Origin of the sequence: Paenibacillus sp. P32E (genome assembly GCF_001909085.1) — a bacterium.
In the GTDB taxonomy this organism is placed as follows: domain Bacteria; phylum Bacillota; class Bacilli; order Paenibacillales; family Paenibacillaceae; genus Paenibacillus_AQ; species Paenibacillus_AQ helianthi.
This window is the reverse complement of record NZ_LVYY01000024.1, coordinates 231,589-253,904: the sequence shown is the minus strand read 5'-3', so window position 1 is coordinate 253,904 and position 22,316 is coordinate 231,589. Positions and strand designations below refer to the sequence as shown.

Genomic DNA, 22,316 nt, shown 5'->3' with positions numbered 1-22,316 from the left:
TTACTGCATATTATACATGACATCCGGCCCGCTGCGCGATCAGGTATAATTCCGGGTTGCTGTATTCACATAAGTGCTGGGGTGCATCCACGGGTGCTTGAAGAATTCCCTCTTATCAGTGATTTTGCGTGATACGCTGAGGTCATAGTCTATCATAGCTTTTACTTTTGCTGCAAAGGCCTCTCCCTTCACCAGCAGCCCCAGCTCGAAATCGTGGCAGGCGCTTCTTTCGTTGATATTATATGAGCCGTGGAACACCGCGTGCGACCTGTGGTCATAGGTGATTTTCCAATGGGAAAAGCGTTCTGTGGCACTGTAGTCATAAAAAGACACCCCATTGCAAAAAGGGACATACATATTGCTGCGCACGGCTGCACGGTTGGTGGGATGGTCATTGACCTCCAGCGGATTGCAGATCGTAAGATGGCAGGAGCGCTCCGGTCCGAGCCCGCCCAGCCGGTCCCAGAAAGCCTGGTCAATCAGATACGGGTTCACAATGACCGTCTCATCGGCAGCATACGTGATCAGATCCAGATAATACTGCTGCATCAGATTGACCGGGTTTCCGGGAAAACTCACAAACAGCGTACATTCCTCTGAGCCGAAATCCGTATTGCCTTCAGAACGATACAATGCATCCTCCGGATCATAGAAATCCCCTCCGAGCAGAAGCCATCTGGACTGGAACACGGCATTCAGCGGCAGCGCTGCTGCTCCCCGGATACGAAAACAGCCGTCATGCCACTCCTCCTCACGGACTGGAACGCCCATCGGGCGCCCATCCACCTGTACCGAGGCAGAGGCTTCAATCGGTGTGGCAAACGTATATTGATCTCCAATATTCAGACTGCCCACGATAGAGGTGATCCCGTCGATAATCATGAATTTGCGGTGGTCAATCACATTCAGTCCCGTCAGCTCAACGTCCTCCTGCACTTTATCCTGCAGGAACAGGATGCTCTCAGGTATACCCTGAGCCTTCAATTCAGCCCGTCTCCTACTCCACTCCATAGCAGAATAGTAGGAGTGGAAGGTATCCTGTAGCTTCGCTCCTGCCTGCTCCAGCCGGTCCGAGATTTCCGAGAATCTTCCGACCTCCAGGTTATGTCCATACCCCAGGGCAGTGACAGTGTAATTCACCATCAGCCGGACCTGAACCCCGCGATCCAATGCATGCAGCAGCGCTGCCGCAATCCGGTTGCCTGAATCATCATTAAAAAACAGCATGACGGACAGATGAATATAACGCCGGGCCTTGGCGATTTCCTCAAGAAGCATTTCCAGACACTGCGGGCCGTTCACATAGGCGTCGACCTGGTTATTACGGGTAGTCCGCGGAGCCAGTGCCCGGAGCTTACCCGAATCCAGCCGGCTGACCTCAGCGGCAAGCTGTTCAAGCAGCTCCGTACTGAAACCCGGCAATTCAGTGAGCTGCCTTAACTCTGTGATTACGCCGCCAATTTCCTGCCGGTATGCGCGGGCAGCGCCTCCTTCCAGAGCTACGGCAATCAATGACGAAACCCGTTCGGACGGGTCAGCAACCGCCCTCAGGGATCCGCCCGAAATATAATAATTCACAAAATCGATAACATCCTGCTGAAGCTCTTGATCCCATTCTCCGAAGGAGATTCTGGCATTAATATGTATATTCTTCATTGGCAAGTCCTCCATCCGTCTTAAGGGGGATCCTATCAGTTCAGGGCCAGCGAACAAATGACAGGTCGAATCAGGCTAAGGTTAGATACCCCGGATCGCCCGTCAATAAACGTACCGTACGTGTTATTTCCTCACCACCCAATTCTATCGGTATAGAGCAAAACCTATAAATGCTTATCTTTCGAAACAAACAGGGGAAGTCTCAACAGCCCGTCCGGCTCTTGAAACTTCCCCTTGCTTCAAAGAATGTATTACATTCATTTCAACCCTGTGATCCGCTTCACTGAACAGCTCCAACAGGTTAACGGTAACCCGGTGGATGGCTCAAAATGATTCACTGCAAGATTTCATCTTCCGGTTACAGATTATTTGCCGGCCGGTTCTCCGTTATATATTCCTTAAGGTCCAGCGGAGCGGTCAGGAACTCAGGCGCTTTCGCTGCAAATCCGGTCAAATGAGCACTTGTATTATGGCTGGCTACAGCCTCCATATCGCGCCAGGTTTCGATCATGATATAGGTGTTTTCCTGTTCGAAATGATTGTACAGCTCATAAGAAAGGTTGCCTTCTTCTTTATGGGTTGCGGCTAACAGCTGTTTCGCCTCAGCCAGGAATTTTTCCTTATGCGCAGGATTTACTTGCATTACGGCATGAATAATAATCATTGATTAGTCCTCCTAAAAGTTTTGTAAGCTTAGGCTTACTGATTGGCTTCGTACAAAACTCGCTTCGGAAGCATAAACTTAAGTTCTAGCATAGGCTAAGTTTATGTTAGAAACGTGGACTTACATATATGAGCTTACGCCTCTTATTTCCACTGTGCAATGGTGTTGATAGGAAGACGGACGGAGGCGTAACCTTCTTCAGCGGCTTTACCGATGGAGATCAGCATGACTGGAACATAGCGCTCTTTGTCCATACCGAAGACTTCGGCGATCTGGTCTTTCTCGAAGCCGCCAATGGCGTTGGTGTCATAGCCGTGGGCACGTGCAGCCAGCATCAGCTGCATGGAGACGAGGCCACCGTCAATCATGATCGTTTCTCTGTTGATATCTGCAGGCAGCTTCGCGAAATGCGCACCCAGCGCAGCAAGCTGTCTTTCTTTTACTTCAGCAGGCATCAGTCCGCGCTCTACAGCGGTGCCGTAGATTTCTTCGGCATAATCGAAATTGTTCAAATCTCCGAACACGGCAATCATGGCCGCAGAGGTCTCTACCTGAAGCTGGTTGAACTTGGCGATAGGCGCGAGCTTGGCTTTGCCTTCCGCACTTTCGATCACAAGAAACCGCCAAGGCTGCATGTTCACCGAGGAAGGGGCCAGCGTGGCTTCGGTAAGGATTTCAGTCATTTCTTCTTTAGAGATTTTGACAGATGTGTCGTATTTACGGATGGAGCGGCGGCCTGTGATAATACTTGTGAAATCATTGGTTCTGGTTGCATTCATGAATAATAAACTCCTTTTATAGTTGGATTATAGTTAATGGCTACAGCAAGTTGATATTATGCTGCAGCCGGACAAGCATATCTGCGAGCAGAGCGCGCTCTGGTTCATCAAACCCGGCGAGCAGACTGCCGATGAAGCGGCTCTTCTCTTCCTTGTACGTACGGATTTTGTCTCTTCCCTGCGCAGTCAGCGAGACCAGGGTCACTCTATTGTCATCGGGATTGTTACGTCGGGAGACCATGCCATTCTCCTCCAGCCCCTTTAAGTGACGGGTGATGGCCGCAGCATCGATGTCTACTTGCTTTTGCAGTGAAATTTGGCTGATCTCAGTAACCTGAAACAGCTCATGAAGCAGACGGAGACGGGTGGGGCTTATGCCCGCACAACGCTCGAAGGTCGGTGTAATGGCTTTGTTCAGCGCCTGCAGCCGTTCAAAGATGCGGTCTTCCTCAGGCAGATGTTCAGTCAAGATTAACCCCCTAACACAAATATATTGCACAAAACCTTTTTGACATTCATCACTTTACACCTTTATCCTTGACCCGTCAACTAATAATTTCAATTGGCCTTTCAACTTGCCCCGGCAGCCGCTTACCCGTAGAATCAAAGTGTAGTGCTCGACCAAAAAAGGAGGGCTGTTACATGAAAATCTCCCTGCTTCAGCTCGATATAGCATTTGGCAATCCCCAGGTAAATTATGCTGCCGCAGAACGTAAAATCCGTGAAGCTGCTGCTCAGGGGACGGATTGTGTGGTTCTTCCCGAGCTGTGGACAACCGGATATGATTTAACCCGGCTTGTGGACATTGCCGACCCTGAGGGGAAGGCCACGAAGGCTTTGATGTCAGGACTGGCCCGCGAGCTCGGCATCCATATTGTGGCCGGCTCCGTCGCCAGCAAGAAGGACAACGGCATAACCAACAGCATGTATGTGTTCAGCCGCACCGGAGCGATCGCCGGCGAATACAGTAAGCTGCATCTGTTCCGCCTGATGGATGAGCACTTGTATCTGCATCCTGGAGAAGCCAAGGGTCTGTTCACTCTGAACGGGACAAGCTGCGCCGGACTGATCTGCTACGATATCCGCTTCCCCGAATGGGTCCGCGCCCATACGGCGCTCGGTGCCGAAGTCCTGTTCATCAGTGCCGAATGGCCGCTGCCGCGTCTTGCCCACTGGCGGGCACTGCTGATCAGCCGGGCGATTGAGAATCAATGTTATGTCGTTGCGTGCAACCGTACTGGAAAAGATCCCGCGAACACCTTTGCCGGCCATTCGATGATCATTGATCCCTGGGGCGAGGTGGTCTGCGAAGCTTCGGAGAACGAGGAAATTCTGAGCGGAGAGATTGATGTACATAAGGTGCGGGAGGTTCGTGCGCAGATTCCGGTTTTCTCCGACCGGAGGCCGGAGCTGTATCTTTGATCCGCCAGCCGATTGTACGGGGCACATCCAATTGAACTTTAGACTGCAAAAAAGTGCCGCACCTGCTGAATCTATCAGCAGATGCGGCACTTTCTGCTATGCCGGTGATGCTACATTACACCGGCTATAGAGCAGGGCCGGTTCGCTTCGACCGGCCATGACACAGCTTAGCGGGCGTAGCGTTCACGCAGCACCCGCGCCGCCTCCAGTACACGGATATCGGTGTACTGGAGCTTGTACCCTGCGGCCGCCAGCCCGGCCGCAGGCTGAAGCTTGACGCCGCGCCGGGCCAGGGCCTGGCGGAATCCTTCGGCGAATACATCCGCCGAAGCCGGTCCGCCAAGCTCGCCAAGCGCGGCTAGGGTCTGCGGCATGACGCGCGGATAGTCCAGCGCGTCATCGCCATCCGCGGCGGTATCATAGAAGCCGCGGATCAAATGCCCGCGCTCCAGCCCGGAGCCGGAGACGATCACGAACGCGTGCACGAAGTACGCGCTGCTCTGCCTCCGCTGGGCGATGCCGCAGAATTTGCGGCCGCCGATGGCCAGATCGAAGTCGCCCGGGCAATACGACCCGGCGATCTCGCCTGCCCGGATCTGTGCCGCTGCCTGTGGATGGCTGACCGCAACGGCTTCTGTGATCAGCGAAGCCAGCAGCCGGAAATCATCATGAAAGTCCAGCTTGCCCGGACTTTTGCGGAGCAGCAGCGATACGTTGACGATGCCGGCATCCAGCGGCACAGCCGCGCCGCCGGAGTGCCGCACCGCTGTACGGTAGCCCTGCTCTTCCAGCGCGGCCATGGCTTCAGCTGCCCGCGGCAGCTTGCTGTCCCGCAGGCCCAATGCCACTCCGCCGGGATGGCTCCATAGATGTACAGACGGCGGAACAAGGCCCGCACCCACATCCCTGCAGAGCGTCTCCTCGAACGCGAACGGGAGCAGCATATCTCCGGCAACCGCTTCAACGGGCTCTTGCATCGCCGCGGCTTCTGCTGCATCCGCTATCCTTCCGGAGTCTGCGCTTTCCGGTGATGATTCCCCTGCCGCCAGGTGCTCAAAGAGCGCCATAACCGGCGGGAGCAAACCCGCAGACGGATACACCTGCTCAGGCTCAGACTCCTGGAACAGGACCTGCCCCTGCTCCTGCACTCGCTCGTACATATGTCTTTGCTCTACTGCTTGCTCCTGCGCTTGAACCCGCTCTTGCCCTTGCCCCTGCTTTTTGTATTCTCCGCTCATCCATAACCCCTCCCGGTGACCATCGTTTTCCTCTTTCGCGTAATCAAGACATCCACACTTACTGGCTTCCTGCAGACTGCCGTCGAATACTCCGTCTTCCTGTACTATTTTACAATACCGGCAATATTCCCATTGTAACCGATCCGGGGTGCAGCAGCGAAGCTCAGGACAGCACCTTCATTTGAAAAAGCAGGATGATAGCGTTATCCTTAAGGTATATGAAGAGCATTCGTCCCGCCCCAAAGCTCATGCTATACACAACCATTAAGGAGTGATGCCGTATGACTGACCTGCTAACCGTGAAGGAACGGCAAATCAGCAAAGCCAGACAATGGGAGCTGGCGCTGAACAAGCTCTATCTCAATTTCCGTGATTACAGCAAGGATGCGCTGAAGGAGTTCGGCGATGAAGATACCCATCAGGCCAGAGTGAACTGCCGTAAGCTGCTGACGCTATTGTCCATTCTAGATCCGGAGCATCTGGTGACAGCAGATCTGTATAGTACCTTCAAAGAGGCGCAAAAAAGACTCGGCAAGGTTAGAGACGCGGACGTGCTGATTGAATCCTTCAAGGATAGACGGGAGCAAGCGGAGGAAGCCGGAGAAGCCAAATCGGCCAAGCTGCTCAAGGCTGTTATCCAGTACGAGAGGAACGAGCGGAAGAAGTACCGCAAGAAACTGAGCACCAAACTGCCCAAGCTGTGCGGCAAAGCGTTGGACGCCGAGTGGGAGGCATTCCTTAGCAGCGATCTCGAGGCACTGGCGGCCAAAAGAGATGCGAATGTTGTCATGCGTGAGCTTGAGGTCGCTTTCGAGCAGAAGAAAAAAGCCTGCAAGACCCTGTTTAAGGGTCCTGAGGCCGAATCCAAAGAAGCCTTCGATGCGCTGCATGAGCTGCGGATTGCCGCCAAGGAATTGCGTTATACCGCCGGTGCCGCTTCCTTTGCGCTCAACCAGAAATTTCACGCCCATGAGGAAATCTACAAAGACATCCAGGAGCAGCTCGGTACTATTAACGATAAACGGGGATGGCTGGAAGTGATCCAATCCATTGGTCGTGATGAGCTGGGGGTCAGCCTTAAGGTATGGACTGAATTCACGGACAAACTCCATGCTGAAGTGCTCGAAGCGCTGCACCATAATGAAGTGGTACCGTTCCCATTGAATGCGAAATAACCGCACTTCGTTCCATTTATAATTTTTCCCACAAGTGGAAACGGCTTCGCCGTCCTTTTAAGGATGGTATCCGTTTCAGCGAGAAATAGAAGGATAATTTATAGCGTGAAACATATAAATTCTTATATTTTAACAAAAAGGCAGGAAGCCAAGCATTATGCGGCTTCCTGCCTTTCCTGCGTTTACCGGCTATTCGCGGCAGCAAATTTGTCCAGCACGCCCTGATAAGCCGATTTCGGGCGCAGTCCTACCAGTTTTTCCATAGGCTGCCCCCCATTGTATACGATCACGGTAGGGAGGCCCATGACTCCCGCTTCTGCAGCCAGCTCCGGCAGCTCATCGCAATTCACTTTGAGGATCGTGATATTGCTGCCATACTCTTCATCCAGTTCCTCCAGAACCGGCAGAAGACCCCGGCAAGGCGCGCACCATGGCGCTCCGTAATCTACCAGCACAGTTCCACCTTCCTGCAGCTGTCTCCGAACGGTATCGGCGTGCCCGGCATTTATAACAGTCATTGTTAACTCCTCCTTATCAGTCTAAGAATTTATTCAGGTTATTCTGATTCCTGCTGCTCCTGCTGTATGGAAGCAATCCGTTCCTCCAAATTCTGCTTGATCTGGTTCAGCTGCAGGAGCTGACGCTCAATATCCTCCAGCTTGCTGCGGTACAGCGGCATCACTTCTGCACAGAAAGCCTCTTTTTTCTTCAGTACACAATTCAAGAAACCGGCGATTTCCTCGGTCGATAAGCCCAGATTCAAATACAGTTTGATCGTCTCCACCGTCTCCACGGACAAGAGAGAATACTCTCGGTATCCATTGGCCTGGCGGAGCGGAGTGATCAAGCCCTGACGTTCATAATATCGCAGAGAACGGATGCTGACACCCGTCCGTGCGGCAAGCTCACCTATTTTCATGGTCTGTTCTCCCCGGGGTTCATGAGAAATGGTCTGTTCTTAGTATAAACCCTGACACCAGTGTCAGGGTCAAGGCTTTTTATCGCCGGGAGCAGCCAATCAACCAAACACCAAAAAACCAACAGCAGTCTAACGCTTCCGTTGGTTTTTACACTATCCATCCATATGATGTTGTTAAAATGATCAAAGGCTATAGTAATCCGGCCGCCCACAGACCACCCCTTGTAATCATCTGCCGGAACGGCTCTACGGAAAAGGAAGGAAGATGATGGCCCGGCATCAGATACACAACTCGCCCCATCCCGAACTCATGACACCAGGCTGCCGCATGATGGGCCCCCTCGTGGAAATACTCCGCCAGCACCGTCGTTTCAAAATAGGGCTGCATGTCAAAATAATACGGCTCGTCCTCGATCACAAAGTCGGTAATCCCCTGCATGACCGGATGGCCTGTTGCCGGAACCGTCATCTGAAGCTCAGTATAGGCCGGATGATGCGTGAAATGCGCTCCCAGCATCACACCCAGCTCCTGGTTACGCTGCAGTGAGATCCCATTGTGCACTACGAGCAGTCCACCGCCGTTAGCTACATAGGAGAGCAATGCCCCGCTCTGTTCAGGAGCTATTTTGTTGTCCGAAAATTCTGTATACGCTATCACAAGCTTGTAAGCCGATAGGCTGTCCGGACTGAGCAATGAGTAATCTTCCGTGGATTTCACGTCCAGCTTCCCGGCAAATAACGCCTCAAACACGTGGTCCACCCCGGAGAACGGATGATATTTAACCTCTGTATAGCTTCCCAGCGCCAGTGCCTTCCATTCTGTCATCTTTTATCTACGCCTTTCTCTTAGCGAGAGTTGTTCTTACCAGGGCCAGGGATTGCCGTCCAGATCAAGATAAGCCGGTTCCATGCCCATATGCGTCTTATGCTCCTGCACGATTCCCATAATTTTGCGGGCGGATTCTTCAGGGGGAATAGGGGCTGCCTCATTCTTGTCACCGTTCATGTAGGACTGGAGCCAACCCGGATGAAAAACCATCACCTGGCCGCCCATGACCCGCAGATGATTGTGCAGCAGAGAGGACTGCATATTAAGCGCCGCCTTGGACATACAATAACCGTACATGTTAATCCGCTGATTGCGGCTGATGCTGCCGGCTTCAGAGGAGATGTTCACAATTAGCTTTTGCTTGCCTTGCAGCAGGAGGCCCATCAGCGAATTGCTCACCCGCAGAGAGCCAAGCGTATTCACATTATAAATGCGTGCCATCGCGGTGTCATCCATATCTACCAGCATGGTGGCATCATCCGCACGGTCAATAATTCCAGCATTGTTGATGATCATATCCAGATGCCCTGTGCGTCCTGCAATAGTTCGTGCCGCGCAATTTACGCTGTCGCTGCTGCCGACATCCATCGGAACCAGAATTAGCTGTTCTTTATATTTTGTATTGAGTATTTCCAACGCTTCCGATTCTTCCAGGTACTGCCCGGCAAAAACCTTATATTTATTCTCCAGAAGCCAACGCACAAGGAAAAACCCGAGTCCCCGGTCGGCACCGGTAACACAAGCAGCCTTTTTCATGGAATGGGTCACTCCCTCTTATCAGACATCAATATACATAAATCGCCATATCCCCTACACCTTAGCATGGGAATTGTCATTATTCAACGTCCTCTGCTGGACTATTCTGCTAATGCATTCCCTGCTGATTCTTCCTTTTGATTTAATTTTGAACTATGTTACAATCAGGAATATCATTGTTAACAACCGAATTGTTAGCAAAATAAACTACCAGGAGGGTGAACCCCTAATGTCCATACAACAAATCCACAGTCTTGATGAATTGCATCAATACATTGCACAACCCGGTAAAAAACTGCTCTTCAAGCACAGTACCACCTGCCCGATCAGCGCCAAGGCGAATGAAGAATTCCAGGCTTATGTCCAGAGCTCCGGAACCCCCGCTGCTGTGGTTCATGTGATTGAAGACCGTCCGGTCTCCAACCAGATTGCCGAAGATTTCGGCATCAAGCATGAGTCCCCGCAAATCTTCCTGCTGGAAGATGGTGAAGTCCGGTGGAACACCTCCCACTGGAAAATCACCCGCGATGCCCTCAAGGAAGCTGTGAGCCAATGAGCCAACCTGTAATCATTTATTCTACAGCCAACTGTAGTGACTGCAATCAGGTGAAACAGCTGATGAAGGAGCAGGACATTCCTTTTGAGGTACGGGATGTAATGACCAGCACGGTTTATCAGGAAGAAGTTGAGAAGCTGGGCTTCATGGGCGTTCCTGTTACAGTAGCCGGGGCACATGTCGTCAAAGGGTTCAATCTGCCCGAGCTGAAGGAGCTTATCGCAGCTACGAAATAAATATGCCGGAACGCTGGCAGGAGAATGCCGCGTACGGATTCATTGGTTTAACTTGAACAAAAGGGTATCCGGGAGCTGTTTGCCCCTGAATACCCTTTTTGTCTTGCCTAAGGAATGACCCGTATTTTGAGGCAGAAATAAAAACAGGCGTGCCAATGAGATAATGGGCCGATATGCAGTAAGATATATGGTTTTATCTGTTTATTTCCTTCGAATTATTCGATTTCAACGTGAAATTGGCGCAGCAACTCCCTTTTCCTTTTTTACAAAGACCTCCCCGAAGCAGTATGATTCGTTTTGAAAGTAATTCATGAAAAATTACATGAACGCTGAATTCCCGGCACACGGGAAACGGGGGAACCACCGGGCCACAAGGCCTTATTGGGGTGAATCCTAAGGAGACTGCAGAAGTGCGGTCTCACAAGGTAGGGCGACTCTCACCGTCCGAATCCGACAGCTAACCTCGTAAGCGTATAGAGAGAGATCTTAACCCGCCAAGCTTAAGCGCCAGGTTTATTTAAGCCTGTACCGAAGCCGCAGCAGAGGTTCTCCTCTGCTGCGGCTTTTTTGCGGAAATTAGTGAGGTATCGGAGTTTCGCCGGGAGAGCGGCCGGGGCTAGGTGAAAAGTAGTATATCTAATCCGGGGAGGAATACAGGAATGGAATCGCGCATGTCGGTTTCCGCATCCGAATTTGCGGAATATGTTGAGAAGTATAGCGGAAATATCTTTACGCTCTGCAGGTTGCTGCTGGGACAGGGTTCTGAAGCGGAGGAGGCTGCCGTGAAGAGCTTCACAGAGCTGTATATACCTTATCTCCGAAAGGGCTGCGACCCGCAGAGCTTCTCTCTTCTGGCCTACCGCGAATGCATCCGGCATTGCTTCCGGATTGCACAAGGCCGTAAGGCCAGCAGTACAGCTTGTCTCTCCTGGGAGGACCAGCTTGTGCATGCGCTCCGGTATGGCTTGCGGCTCCCTTTGGCGGAGATCAGTCCGATCCTCATGAAAAGCATGCCAGAGCTTAAGGCGCAGCTCCGGCAAATACGTGAACTACTGGCAGCACATGAAGCTGCACTGCCGAATTCCAGTTTATCTGCCGGCTAAAAGTGAACAGCACTGCAGGCCAAAACGGATTTGCAGTCCTGTACAGGGAGCCTATACTACTGAAGCAGCGGTACAGAGTATCGCTTAAGGTACCGTCCAGAATGAGAGGTATTTCTACCTCTCATTCTGCCCGCTAGCCCGGTTATGGCGCGACCAGAGGTATTTCTACCTCTCATTCTGCCCGCTAGCCCGGTTATGGCGCGACCAGAGGTATTTCTACCTCTCATTCCGCCCGCTAGCCTGTTTATGGCGCAACCAGAGGTATTTCTACCTCTCATTCCGCCCACTAGCCTGTTTATGGCGCGACCAGAGGTATTTCTACCTCTCATTCTGCCCGCTAGCCTGATTATGGCGCGACCAGAGGTATTTCTACCTCTCATTCCGCCCGCTAGCCCGTTTATGGCGCGACCAGAGGTATTTCCTTTTCTACCTCTCATTCCGCCCGCTAGCCCGTTTATGGCGCGACCAGAGGTATTTCCTTTTCTACCTCTCATTCCGCCAATTTCCCTGCCTGCGCTCAATTCAAAGGTACTTAAGCGGGTTAAACTTCAAATCACGGCCAACCCTATGAATCACGGTAATGACACCCACTTCTTATTGCTCCCTCTGGCTTTACCATCTATTGAATCACTTCATTTCTTCCGTTTATCCCTCTCACTTTTCAATCGGAGTTATCCATAGTTTTAGACTTAAATAATTTCTTAAGCCGCAAAAAAGCCGTGGCAACCAGCCTCGGCTTCTATTCCGTTTTTATTATTTTTTGCCTTTTTTGCTATTCTTGTCTTTTGTGCCTTTGCCGCCCTTGGCGAATCTCAAGAATGCCATGCAGCACCCTAATAATCCGATACCCAGTAATAACGTCTGTAGCGCACCCAGCCAGGTTGAACCTTCTGAATCAATCAGGCTGCTGAGGATAATCAACAGGATCGAAGCCGCTACCATCAAGGGCGTTTGTCTTTTTTTCATCAACATTACCACTCCTTACTTACTAAGGTACACCATACGGCATGATTCCGCCAGATGAACAGATAACGAATGCCGGAGACTGGTGTTTTCTATACGGTATGTTTTTCAAAACTTTGTAAGTTTGTCAGCCACCGATTCATTGGGCATTGGGTCCGATCAATCAAGACCTTGATGATTGCTCCCAAGGGTCTTGGTAAATTATAGAGGAATAAATACAAGCACTGAAAGGAATTGTGCGTACAGGGGTCTTGAGAAAATCTCATACGGGGATAGTGAGCATTTCTTCTTAGCCGCCCAATTCATTCGGCACTGGGTGGGGGTATAAGAAAGACCTTGAGGGGTATCGCCCCTCAAGGCCTATAACATTAATATCCGTATGCTGTTTCTGTTGTCTCACATAGTGTTTTCGTTAATTTACCCATATGAGATTTGGCTGTATCGATAATATCTCTATCAGTTATTAATGATTCTAGAACTGATACAACCAATACTTCGTGAACCTTATCATCAGCTACAGCCATCTCTTCAAGGAAGCTATAGAGATTACTTATTTCTTTTTGAGTTTCAATAGACTTGATTATAAATGGAGTGACCACCATACCAAAAATAACATGGGGTAAATCCTCTTCAAGCCATTCAATCTCTTCTTCATAATGTGGTCTAATTTGTGGTACGTCAGCCAATAAACGTTCGATTAAGTTTTCATACTCCAACTGTTTTCACCTCTTACTACTTTCCTAATAATGCCTTCTGCATATCATCATAAATTGCTTGTGCCGCCACCTTATCTTGTGCACTTAGATTTCCGCCGTTAAGTAATTTTTGTAGTGCTCTGCTATAATCCTATCCAGTGAGCGATAAGTTCATCTTGTCTTAGCCGCCCGATTCATTCGGCACTGGGTGGGGGTAAGTGAAAGGCCTTGAAGGTTTTATCCCTCAAGGCCCAGAACAACCACCTTTTATTTACTGAACTTCTCAAATCTATCCGATTCAAGATATTTTAGCGAGGATTGTTTCACACCACCAAATTCAACAAAATTCTCACGTGCTTGAGCAAGCGTCATATGGTTAGGTGAACTAAAGTAACTTAGTTCTCTGTTCCCATCATCCTCCCAAAAGCAAACTGGGCAGATATCGTATTCTCCCTTCGTTGGAAGGGTCTTAAATTCACAACACGGACAACTATAAAGTTCTTCTTGAGAACCCTCAACCTCATGGAAAGATTGCAGGATTTCTGAAACGCTTTTTGATATATACTCATTTCTGACTCCAAGATACTTTTTCCTTAAAGCTACAGATATCAATGCATTGTAAACTTCATTCATAGCATCTAGTTGAGGTTCATCAAAACCGAGTATTTCTGATTGTAACGTTTCCGGCAATCTATCAAATTCGGGATTGTCTTGGTCAATCCCCCACCAATCAATTAGGATTTCTTCCCGTTTATCCTTAGACATATCTGCAACTGTTGAATTTAAGATAATATTTATTGCTTCATATCGATTCATTTTCTCACCTCACTTATTAGCCGCCACCAAGTGATTTTGCGAGATCAACTGCGGCTTGGAACGGATCAGCAGATCGCCCGTCATCCTTATAAAACGTTCTAATCTGTCGGTCTTTTATATGACCCACAAGTACGCGCCTTGTTGAAGAATCATATTTAACAATGAAATTACCAACAACCTGTTCTTTGAAAGAATCACTAGTTTCAGCGGCGAAGTCTTTAGCTAGCTTCAAGTACTCATTTTGAGTTATGTTCCCAAATTCATGCCCATGCTTCTCATAATGCGGCTGTAATTTACCACTACTAAACCCTTTCCAGTTTATAGAGGCACAATTGGTGTTATGCACCCAAATCCCAAGGTCACTAACAAAATAAGTATGGAAGCCATCAACCCTCAAGTTATAAACCGTTGCTTGCCTGTGTTCAACTTCAATGCTATCAACTTTGAGTGTATCCCCATCGCTTTGAACAAGCAAGTCACCGACTTTAAGGTCTTTAACGAACGTCCAACCCTTATCCTTCACATGGAATGGATGGTTAAAGGTCGATTCAATCGTCTGACCGCCCACATAGATGTTGTAAATCTCATCCGTCTCGTGGTTGAACGCTGCCGTAACCTCTTTGTAAGCTACCTCGCCAGTCGTTTCATCCTTGGAAAGAACCTTATCTCCGACTTCAATGTCTTCGATATTCTTCTCCCCTTCGCCTGTCTGCACTTTCGTATCGCCAGTAAAACAATTACATGCATTTTTGGCTAATCTCACTACCGAGCTTACTTCGTTCTTCTCCACTACAGCAGCCGATCTTGTGCTTGAGCGTACCAATACTCTTTCGTATTCATTGCTACCCGAGCTGAAGTGAAGAATGGATCTGTGAAGCCGAATGTCCAATAGCTCAGCGCGCTTTCCCATGATGAATGGACCGATTTCATTTGAATAACAAATGCATTCGACTGATCACTCATCCAAGAATTTCCGCTAGGATCAAAACGGATCATAGGATTATTACCAACATAAGTATACAAAATCAAACTCAGCGGATTTATTATCTGCCCTTCATACATATCCTCATTTATAAATCGTCCTACATTTGGATCATACCATCTGGCCCGGAGTTATTGTAAGCCCGTGGTATCGTCCCATAACTCTCCAGAGTACCGGAACGGGTTATGAACCTTCTCCTCTTTCAGAGTGATATTGCCCCACATATCGTAATCATAGCGATTTAAAATCTCGCCCTGAGCATCTCTCACCTCGACAATATCGCCGTGACCATTGTATAGAGGGTATGCCTTGGTACCATCATTGTACGAAATGGCTTCCAATCTCTGTCCACGAATGTAGCTGGCCACCTCTTGCGGGATGCCATTTACAACATTTGCCTCAGCAATAATTTTATCCCCGTCATAATCGTATTGAACTGTCTTTCCATTACGTTGTTATTTTTTCCAAAAATCCCATATTTTAATTTTTTATTACATTTTGAATACCTTAACGCAAAAAAACCTCAAAAGGCCTAGGCCCTTCAAGGTTTTTAACAAATACTGCTACTTGTTCTCAATGACTGCGCTTATTCCGCTTAAATCTTGTAAGCCTTCATCGCTTTTCTGATCTCCTTGATGCTTGGGCGTTTGCCGTACATCAGCACACCTGTGCGATAGATCTTGGCGGCGAGCCAGCCCAGTCCAAATGTGGTTGCGAGCAAGATGATGAGTGATACAGCAATCTCCCAAAAGGCAACGTCCCCTATACCGATGCGCAGCAGCATGCTGAGCGGTGAAGTGATGGGTACAAAGCTTGCCACCTTGATAAGCATGGTATTAGGAGCTGAGATGCTGAACAACGGAATGTAGAAGGCCACAAAGGTACACATCATTACCGGCATCACAGCCTGGCCCAGATCCTCCGTGCGGCTCACAATGGAGCCTACAGCAGCATACATCAGAGCATACAGGAAGAAGCCCAGCACATAAAGGATTAGTCCGTATATGAGAATACCGTAATTTAATTGTCCAAGATCCAGGTCAAAATCAGACAATATGCTGGCGTTATGCGGAAGCATCAGATTGATGGCGATACTTGCCGAGATAACGGCAATCTGCATCAAGCCGACCAAGAAGATCCCGATCACCTTGCCGAACATTTGCGTTAGCGGTGAAGCACTGGTAATCAGAATCTCCATGATACGGGAGCTTTTCTCCGAGGTGACTTCTGCCGAAATCATATTCCCGGTCATGGTAATCGACATGAAGAAGAGGATCAGAAGCACATAGACGATAACATAATTGATAGCTGGCTTTGATTTATCTGCTGCTCCGCTGTCCGTTCCATCCGTACTGAGCTGCTGGGTTCCGATAGACACCGGCGCGAACATCGCCGCTACCTGTGCTTGAGTCAGCTTATCACCTACGATCAGCTTTGTATTGATCTGTTGCAGGGCAGTCTGAAGGTAAGTCTGCAAATCTCCATCCAGTTCTCCGTCCTTACTGTGGTAGGTTACTGGAGGGACGCCTTCCGTGCCTTTGGCATCAAAGGTAAGGTAGCCTTCGATTTTACCGTCATCCAATCCCTGCTTCAGGGCAGCATCATCTGCCGAAGCAAAGGCCTTGAAAGCCACTGTGTCCGTATCTTTATCCGCATCAGCTTTTGGAGCTGCAGGCGGCGCATACGCCAGCAGGAGCTCAGCGGCACGGTTCCCCTGTTCAGCCACTACACCGATCTGTGTATTCTTCGCTCCATTATCACCTTGAAACACTTTGATGAGGTATGGCACGTTCATCCCGATGCTCAGCAGCAGCACCAGAATTAATGTTGTAATCATGAAGGATTTGGTTCTCACTTTGTTTTTAAAGGTAAAGCTGATAATTGTCCCCATCTTATTCATGAGATTCACCCACCGCTCTGATAAAGATTTGGTTCAAGGTTGGTTCCTTGATTTCAAAATGCTCAATTTCACTTACCGCCATTGCATGCTGGAGAATACGCTGTGCTGCACCGATCTCGCTGATGGAGAGTACATAGCCCCGCTCCTGCTTTTGCACCGCGCTAACACCAGGAATCAGATCCAGTCCGCTTACTTCGCCCACCGTCCGCAGCACAACTTCTTCGCGGGGGTAACCCTTTTTGATCTCACGAATATCCCCTTGCACTACTGTATTGGAACGGTCGAGAATTGTGATATTGCGGCACAGCTCTTCCACATGCTCCATCCGGTGGGTGGAGAACAGAATGCTTGTACCCTGGTCACGCAACTCCCTTACAGTATCCTTAAGCAGTTCCACGTTGACAGGATCCAGGCCGCTGAAAGCCTCGTCAAGGACCAGAATTTGCGGTTTGTGGACAACTGCGGCGATGAAGCCCATTTTTTGCTGATTGCCCTTCGACAGCTCTTCAATCTTCTTATTGTAATAATCCGGAACGTCGAAGCGGTCCAGCCAGAAGCGGAGGCTCTTGTCCGCATCACTGGCCGACATACCGCGCAGCCGGGCCAGATAGATAATCTGATCACTAACCTTAACCTTCGGGTACAGCCCGCGTTCCTCCGGGAGGTATCCCATCAGATGCTGCAGCTCATCACTGAACGTTTTGCCATTATAGAGGATCTTTCCCTCATCGGGATAGATCAGTCCAAGCACCATGCGCATCGTCGTTGTTTTGCCGGCGCCGTTGGCTCCGAGCAGTCCATAAATCTCACCTTGCTCCACCTTCAGGCTGATTCCGTTTACTGCGGTCTTCTCTCCATACTGCTTCACTACCTGTTCCAGCTTCAAAGCTTCCATTCTTCTAATCCCCTCTCTCCTGGTCAATCAGAATCGGGCGATGCCCCTGTGTCCATAAGCTTAAAATCTCATCCAGCTCGAGCATCCGGCTCTTAATAACCTTTACGCCTAAATTCTGCATGCGTTTCTCATTTTGCTGAGCTTGCGGGGTAATGAGTGAAGCCACACCCGGTGTCTGCATATCAAAATGCAATGCTCCCGGCAACTCCCCTGCAAGCTCCCTCAGCTCCTCTTCATTCTCCACCTGGACCCAAAGCTCGCTCCAGGAGCCGAACAGACTATCCTTTTCGGCCATTCCGAGCAGGCTCCCTTGATGCATCAGCACGATATAATCTGCGAGCCGCCGCACTTCTTCAATAATGTGGGTGGAGATCACCACGGTAGCACCGGTAGCATCCATATATTTGCGCAGCGTCTCAACCATAGCCTTCCAGGCGAAAGGGTCCAGCCCCGAGGAGGGTTCATCCAGCAGGAGCAGCTGTGGGCGGGGTGCCAGAGCGGCAGCAATCTCGAACTTACGGCGCTCTCCCTTGGACATCTTCCCCAGCTTCGCACCTTGCGGCACTTCAAATTTCGCCAGCAGTTCCTCGAAATATTCCTGGTCCCAATCCGGATACCAGTGTCGGCGGAATTCAGCAGCCTCTCCGGCACTCCAGAACTTCTCTTCCACTTCTGAGGTTTCTGGCACGTAGGCTATACGCTGGCGAAGCGACAGCGGCAACCCGTCCGGATAAAGCTGCCCTAGCCAGCGGATCTCTCCCTCGTCGGGAAATGTCAGCTGCAGAAGCATGTGCAGCAGTGTGCTTTTGCCGGACCCATTCTGGCCCACCAGTGCGGTAATATAGCCTTGCGGGAGATTCAGATTAAGCGGTCCTATCGTCTTGCCCCGCCGTCGCTTCTTGCTCACATTACGCAGCTCTATGGCCTGCTGTACCATTGAAAGCCCCCACCTTTCATTCCTGTGATCCATATTTGTGCTGCACAATTTCCCGAAACAGCTCCATCAGCTCCGCTTCAGAGCATTGTACGGACAAGCCGACATCCACTGCACTTTCCAGCGCCTTGCGGATGGCCTCCTTCTTGTATCCCTCCATCGCCCCTTCACCCACATGGGAGACAAACGTACCTGTACCCTGTCTGGTACGCAGCAGACCCTCGGCCTCCAGATCTTGATAGACACGGCGCACAGTGATTACGCTGCATTTCAGGTCACCGGCAAATTCCCGGATCGACGGCAGAAGTGTACCCTCGGTGATGGTTCCGCTGATAATCAGCGATTTGAGCTGGGTTTCGATCTGGTGGTACAGCGGCTCAGCGCTATTCTCGTTAATTTGTATCGGTATCCACATGATTCACACCCGCTTTCCACGCTCCGGCCACCCGGAGATCCTCCCTATCCTTCAGTCCCCTTATACGAGATCACGGCTCTTCAGCCGATAGATGGTCCATTTGGAAAACAGCTGCACGGATACGGTTCCCAGCAACAGCGTTGACCACATCAACGGGGAGGCCAAGCCCCATTCCTTCGCATTATGTAAGCTGTAGAGGAACAGATTCCCTCCGAACTCCCAGACCAGCAGGGCCGCACCCATGCACAGCAACACGATGAGCAGGAGAAGACAGAAATATATTTTACCGCTAACCAGCAATTCAATGAAAGTGTACAGCCCCGACATCACAAGTGCGAACCCCGTCCAAATTAATGCAAAGGAGAGATAAGCAGGGATAGTCAGCTCGCTTCGAATCTGTCCGCTCATGGCATAAATAAGGCCGAAGAGGAGCACCCCGTTCAGAGAAAGGGAGAAGAGGGTATGCAGCTTTCTCTTACACAGAATCACAGCCACCGGAACCGGGAGACTGCGCATATAAGCGAGCATCCGGGTATACGAATCCTCACTTAAATACTTCATCGTACGCCTGGAGAAAGTGACGCCAAGCATCGGCGTCATTGACAGCAGCAGGATATCTGCCAGCACCTTCCCGTCCCCCGACTCCAGTACATCATCCAGAATCATTCCGCTAAATATGGAAATATAGCCCATAAAAACAATGGCGAAGGCCAGTGCCCACAACAGCTTCAGTTTATCGGCCCGAAAGTCCCCCCGGACAATAATCAAGGCATCTCTTATCGTTGTCATCAACTTTAACCTCACTTTATGTTCAGTAACATGGTGTGCATCAATTATCATCTGAGTGTGCTTCCTGTGTGCTTACTGTGTATATCTATATACACAGTATATGTCCTTCATTTTCCAGTGTCAACCCAAAGTTATAAACTGTCTGCTTCCGAATTTGAACAAGATTTGCTACCTTCCGTTCATAAAGGCGGTGAACCACATCAAAAAGGCCTGTACCCTGCATTCCTATGAAGGATGCAGCGGTACAGGCCGATTCTTACTTCAATTAAAACCCCAAATGGCATCCCATACAGGCTTCGTATGTCCGCCAGGATAAAATATGTACAGCAGCACATATACCGCTACTCCTGTAATGGCTGTAATGAACCAGATCACTGCGGTCACTCTGCCCCATTTCCGGTGCTTGGCATACTGAGCCTTGAAGCCGAGAGTAAGCGTGGTAATTCCAAATACGGCTGCCACCGTTGCCAGCACAATATGAAAAATCAGAAAAATGTGGTACAACAGCGACAGACTATTCGGACCACCCCACGAAGTATTGCCTACAAACACCGTTCTTGACATATATACGATGAAAAACAGTACAGCAGCGACAGCGGCGGCAATCATCGTCTTCTTGTGCGCTTCGCGTTTACCTTTAATAATTTGTCTCCAGCCAATAGCTACCAGCACCGCACTGATCACGATGAAAGATGTGCTGATCGTCGGAAACACTGTAAAAATATCCATGATTATCCTCCTCGGTGCTCTACCTGCTATACCCGGGTCAAAACATGCTCTTCCAGCTCGGAAGAGGGCGCGGAGACTTCCGCATCGTCTTGCCCGTTCTCTTTTTTATACCAATGATAGAACACATAAGCAAGCATCGAGGCAAAAATAAATTCCTGAATGAACTTCATGGCGATCCCGCCCACCTGCTGATCCACCTTAGGCGACAGCCAGCCGAAGAAGGCCGGACCGCCAAAAGCCTGCAGCAGCGCTGCTGGACTCCCGGACACACAGTACCCCATCGCCCGCGCCCAGGTCTGCGGATCACTATAAGTGGCATATAACGGCGCTCCCGCAAATATGATCAGTCCGCAAGCCGGGGTCAGCAGTACCATGTTCAGAAAGATAAACCCGATCTGGCCCAGTCCGCTTAAGCTCCGCAGCTCCGGCAGCGGATTGATCAGATTCCACCACATGAGTGCGGAGGTCAGGAAGAGTACCGCATAGTAAATCCGGTGCACCGTAAAATGCAGCATGACATAATCATGAATCACGGGGATATGATAGAGCGAAAATAGTCCGTTGAACAGCAGCGCCGCCAACACGGGCTGAGCCAGAAAGGATAACCGCCGCAGCGGAAGAGGAACTGCCTTCAGCAGAGCTCTCCAGGCCCAATCCGGAATGCCCAGCATGATCAACGGTACCGCCACCAGATAAGAGAAAGCCATGCTCACCATGTGAAAAGAGAACAAAATATGCCCCAGCAGGCTGAGCGGTCCACCCTGGGCCAGATACAGCGCCAACATACCAAAGATGAACGAGAGCCGCCGCCATAGCGGAACTGTAGATGAACCCGGAAAGCGCCCGGCAAGCGGACCTATCCCTACAAAGTAGCCGGCTGACAAAAGCAGCATGACCGCAAGAAACAGCGGATTCCACAGCTCGGCAAAGCTGAAAAAGGATAATCCCGGCATGTTTCAGGCCTCCTCGTACAGGATATTTGATGGGACAAAGGTTGGAAGCGCAGTTGATGCGCTGACCGGATGAAAGGCCTGAGACTCACTGAGCCTGATTCGGTCACTACCCTAGAGGGCGGAACCTCAGGCGGTACGCTACCCGGTGTGGTGAGGACCGAGGCGGTACGCCTACCTTCCCCACGTCTGCGTTTGCAAAGTGGAATGTGTACAACTAATCCGAATGCAAACCCGTTGTTGACACTGCTAAGTGGAATTTGGACAACTAATTCGGTTAAAACCATACTCCTTCGCAGTTTTCAGCCAAATTAAGTTTACTTTCTCCCACTAATAGTCGGTTTCACCCCTAAACGGGAGAATTAACTCTACTTTTTCCAACTAAACCCAATTCCAGCCCCAGTAACGAGAATTATGTTTATTTCATCTCGCTCCCGCTAACTCCTTTTACCACCAGCAAATTAGTTACTGAAGTAACCCTCGCCGCTCTAACCTCCTCACTGAGCCTCCATACTCACCCTTAGTTCTCATTCAGCAGCGTCCGCTCTTCTTATAGCAAAAAAGGCGGCATCGCCGCCCTGTCTCATTAATCCCACCATACCCAGTACAGCGCCATCACGATGCAGGTTCCGGCAATAAAAAAGCCGCCCAGCATGAATATAATCGGCAGCAAGTGCCCTTTATCCTTGAGATGCATCCAAAAGCCCATCTGCAGGATGACCTGAAACACAGCCATCACCAGCAGCAGGATCACAGCAAATGTGGCGTTGACCCCCCCGGCGGCAACAGCCGCAAAGGCGATCAGCGTCAGGACAACAGAGAGGACAAACACCACGATATGCCGCTGCGGCCCTTCCTGCCGGTGACGGTGCTTCACTGCACCATCCGAAGGGGAATGCTGTTCTGTCGCCATGG

Annotated in this window: 27 protein-coding genes and 1 riboswitch; of the genes, 5 read left to right on the top strand and 22 right to left on the bottom strand. The window is 50.1% G+C overall.

The window, feature by feature from the left end; translation table 11 throughout:
• Window positions 1–39 precede the first annotated feature (39 nt).
• The 4 genes from A3848_RS20960 to A3848_RS20945 all read right to left on the bottom strand — a co-directional run bounded on the left by A3848_RS20960 (window position 40) and on the right by A3848_RS20945 (window position 3,568).
• On the bottom strand, window positions 40–1,656 hold the full coding sequence (locus tag A3848_RS20960; RefSeq protein WP_074086786.1) for a phospholipase D-like domain-containing protein: 1,617 nt from the start codon (window positions 1,654–1,656) through the stop codon (window positions 40–42).
• Window positions 1,657–2,014: 358 nt separating this feature from the next.
• The gene (locus tag A3848_RS20955; protein WP_074086785.1) at window positions 2,015–2,320 is read right to left on the bottom strand and encodes a putative quinol monooxygenase; all 306 of its coding nucleotides are present in this window, start codon (window positions 2,318–2,320) and stop codon (window positions 2,015–2,017) included.
• 143 nt (window positions 2,321–2,463) lie between these two features.
• A complete protein-coding gene (locus A3848_RS20950; RefSeq protein WP_074086784.1) occupies window positions 2,464–3,099 on the bottom strand; it encodes a nitroreductase family protein in 636 nt (211 codons plus the stop codon).
• Between the two features lie 40 nt (window positions 3,100–3,139).
• Window positions 3,140–3,568 carry a MarR family winged helix-turn-helix transcriptional regulator gene (locus A3848_RS20945; RefSeq protein ID WP_074086783.1) on the bottom strand — a complete coding sequence of 143 codons (429 nt, stop codon included), beginning with the start codon at window positions 3,566–3,568 and terminating at the stop codon, window positions 3,140–3,142.
• 173 nt (window positions 3,569–3,741) lie between these two features.
• On the opposite strand from A3848_RS20945, the gene A3848_RS20940 reads away from it, so the two are divergent.
• Window positions 3,742–4,521, top strand: a complete 780-nt coding sequence (locus A3848_RS20940) for a carbon-nitrogen family hydrolase (RefSeq protein ID WP_074086782.1) — start codon at window positions 3,742–3,744, stop codon at window positions 4,519–4,521.
• A gap of 167 nt (window positions 4,522–4,688) precedes the next feature.
• On the opposite strand, the gene A3848_RS20935 is transcribed toward A3848_RS20940, so the two are convergent.
• The gene (locus tag A3848_RS20935) at window positions 4,689–5,759 is read right to left on the bottom strand and encodes a lipoate--protein ligase family protein (protein WP_083612267.1); all 1,071 of its coding nucleotides are present in this window, start codon (window positions 5,757–5,759) and stop codon (window positions 4,689–4,691) included.
• A gap of 281 nt (window positions 5,760–6,040) precedes the next feature.
• Here A3848_RS20935 and A3848_RS20930 point away from each other — a divergent pair, with 281 nt between their 5' ends.
• Window positions 6,041–6,934 carry a CHAD domain-containing protein gene (locus tag A3848_RS20930; protein WP_074086781.1) on the top strand — a complete coding sequence of 298 codons (894 nt, stop codon included), beginning with the start codon at window positions 6,041–6,043 and terminating at the stop codon, window positions 6,932–6,934.
• 182 nt (window positions 6,935–7,116) lie between these two features.
• Here the strand turns inward: A3848_RS20930 and A3848_RS20925 are convergent, their stop codons facing one another.
• The 4 genes from A3848_RS20925 to A3848_RS20905 all read right to left on the bottom strand — a co-directional run bounded on the left by A3848_RS20925 (window position 7,117) and on the right by A3848_RS20905 (window position 9,438).
• On the bottom strand, window positions 7,117–7,452 hold the full coding sequence (locus tag A3848_RS20925) for a thioredoxin family protein (RefSeq protein WP_074086780.1): 336 nt from the start codon (window positions 7,450–7,452) through the stop codon (window positions 7,117–7,119).
• Between the two features lie 38 nt (window positions 7,453–7,490).
• Window positions 7,491–7,853: a MerR family transcriptional regulator gene (locus tag A3848_RS20920; RefSeq protein ID WP_074086779.1), complete on the bottom strand. Its 363-nt coding sequence runs from the start codon at window positions 7,851–7,853 to the stop codon at window positions 7,491–7,493.
• Window positions 7,854–8,043: 190 nt separating this feature from the next.
• Window positions 8,044–8,679: a ThuA domain-containing protein gene (locus tag A3848_RS20910; protein WP_074086777.1), complete on the bottom strand. Its 636-nt coding sequence runs from the start codon at window positions 8,677–8,679 to the stop codon at window positions 8,044–8,046.
• A 36-nt stretch (window positions 8,680–8,715) separates the two neighbouring features.
• Window positions 8,716–9,438, bottom strand: coding sequence for an SDR family NAD(P)-dependent oxidoreductase (locus tag A3848_RS20905; protein ID WP_074086776.1), 723 nt, complete (start codon window positions 9,436–9,438; stop codon window positions 8,716–8,718).
• 229 nt (window positions 9,439–9,667) lie between these two features.
• Here A3848_RS20905 and ytxJ point away from each other — a divergent pair, with 229 nt between their 5' ends.
• From ytxJ to A3848_RS20890, 3 genes are all read left to right on the top strand, one after another.
• Window positions 9,668–9,994 carry a bacillithiol system redox-active protein YtxJ gene (ytxJ, locus tag A3848_RS20900; RefSeq protein WP_074086775.1) on the top strand — a complete coding sequence of 109 codons (327 nt, stop codon included), beginning with the start codon at window positions 9,668–9,670 and terminating at the stop codon, window positions 9,992–9,994.
• Window positions 9,991–10,230 carry a glutaredoxin family protein gene (locus tag A3848_RS20895; RefSeq protein WP_074086774.1) on the top strand — a complete coding sequence of 80 codons (240 nt, stop codon included), beginning with the start codon at window positions 9,991–9,993 and terminating at the stop codon, window positions 10,228–10,230. The genes ytxJ and A3848_RS20895 overlap by 4 nt, the downstream gene beginning before the upstream one ends.
• A 317-nt stretch (window positions 10,231–10,547) precedes the next feature.
• A riboswitch (cyclic di-AMP (ydaO/yuaA leader) is annotated at window positions 10,548–10,718 on the top strand.
• A 171-nt stretch (window positions 10,719–10,889) separates the two neighbouring features.
• Window positions 10,890–11,333: a hypothetical protein gene (locus tag A3848_RS20890; protein WP_074086773.1), complete on the top strand. Its 444-nt coding sequence runs from the start codon at window positions 10,890–10,892 to the stop codon at window positions 11,331–11,333.
• A 753-nt stretch (window positions 11,334–12,086) separates the two neighbouring features.
• Here the strand turns inward: A3848_RS20890 and A3848_RS20885 are convergent.
• From A3848_RS20885 to A3848_RS20820, 13 genes are all read right to left on the bottom strand, one after another.
• Complete coding sequence (locus tag A3848_RS20885) at window positions 12,087–12,299, bottom strand: hypothetical protein (protein ID WP_074086772.1); 213 nt, start codon at window positions 12,297–12,299, stop codon at window positions 12,087–12,089.
• 365 nt (window positions 12,300–12,664) lie between these two features.
• A complete protein-coding gene (locus A3848_RS20880; RefSeq protein WP_074086771.1) occupies window positions 12,665–13,012 on the bottom strand; it encodes a DUF7674 family protein in 348 nt (115 codons plus the stop codon).
• 246 nt (window positions 13,013–13,258) lie between these two features.
• Complete coding sequence (locus tag A3848_RS20875) at window positions 13,259–13,807, bottom strand: CPCC family cysteine-rich protein (protein WP_074086770.1); 549 nt, start codon at window positions 13,805–13,807, stop codon at window positions 13,259–13,261.
• 16 nt (window positions 13,808–13,823) lie between these two features.
• The gene (locus A3848_RS31405; protein ID WP_178382043.1) at window positions 13,824–14,570 is read right to left on the bottom strand and encodes a polymorphic toxin-type HINT domain-containing protein; all 747 of its coding nucleotides are present in this window, start codon (window positions 14,568–14,570) and stop codon (window positions 13,824–13,826) included.
• Between the two features lie 26 nt (window positions 14,571–14,596).
• Window positions 14,597–14,869 carry an RHS repeat-associated core domain-containing protein gene (locus tag A3848_RS33325; protein WP_074086769.1) on the bottom strand — a complete coding sequence of 91 codons (273 nt, stop codon included), beginning with the start codon at window positions 14,867–14,869 and terminating at the stop codon, window positions 14,597–14,599.
• A gap of 515 nt (window positions 14,870–15,384) precedes the next feature.
• Window positions 15,385–16,689, bottom strand: coding sequence for an ABC transporter permease (locus tag A3848_RS20855; RefSeq protein ID WP_074086767.1), 1,305 nt, complete (start codon window positions 16,687–16,689; stop codon window positions 15,385–15,387).
• The gene (locus tag A3848_RS20850; RefSeq protein ID WP_074086766.1) at window positions 16,682–17,584 is read right to left on the bottom strand and encodes an ABC transporter ATP-binding protein; all 903 of its coding nucleotides are present in this window, start codon (window positions 17,582–17,584) and stop codon (window positions 16,682–16,684) included. Before A3848_RS20850 ends, A3848_RS20855 begins: the two co-directional genes overlap by 8 nt.
• A gap of 4 nt (window positions 17,585–17,588) precedes the next feature.
• On the bottom strand, window positions 17,589–18,521 hold the full coding sequence (locus A3848_RS20845) for an ABC transporter ATP-binding protein (RefSeq protein ID WP_074086765.1): 933 nt from the start codon (window positions 18,519–18,521) through the stop codon (window positions 17,589–17,591).
• 16 nt (window positions 18,522–18,537) lie between these two features.
• On the bottom strand, window positions 18,538–18,933 hold the full coding sequence (locus A3848_RS20840) for a GntR family transcriptional regulator (protein WP_074086764.1): 396 nt from the start codon (window positions 18,931–18,933) through the stop codon (window positions 18,538–18,540).
• A 60-nt stretch (window positions 18,934–18,993) separates the two neighbouring features.
• On the bottom strand, window positions 18,994–19,722 hold the full coding sequence (locus A3848_RS20835) for a hypothetical protein (protein ID WP_143192436.1): 729 nt from the start codon (window positions 19,720–19,722) through the stop codon (window positions 18,994–18,996).
• Window positions 19,723–19,983: 261 nt separating this feature from the next.
• A complete protein-coding gene (locus A3848_RS20830; RefSeq protein ID WP_074086762.1) occupies window positions 19,984–20,451 on the bottom strand; it encodes a DUF420 domain-containing protein in 468 nt (155 codons plus the stop codon).
• 26 nt (window positions 20,452–20,477) lie between these two features.
• Entirely contained in the window at window positions 20,478–21,404 is a 927-nt protein-coding gene (gene ctaG / locus A3848_RS20825) for a cytochrome c oxidase assembly factor CtaG (RefSeq protein WP_074086761.1), read from the bottom strand.
• A gap of 583 nt (window positions 21,405–21,987) precedes the next feature.
• Window positions 21,988–22,314, bottom strand: coding sequence for a cytochrome C oxidase subunit IV family protein (locus tag A3848_RS20820; RefSeq protein ID WP_074086760.1), 327 nt, complete (start codon window positions 22,312–22,314; stop codon window positions 21,988–21,990).
• Between the last annotated feature and the right edge of the window lie 2 nt (window positions 22,315–22,316).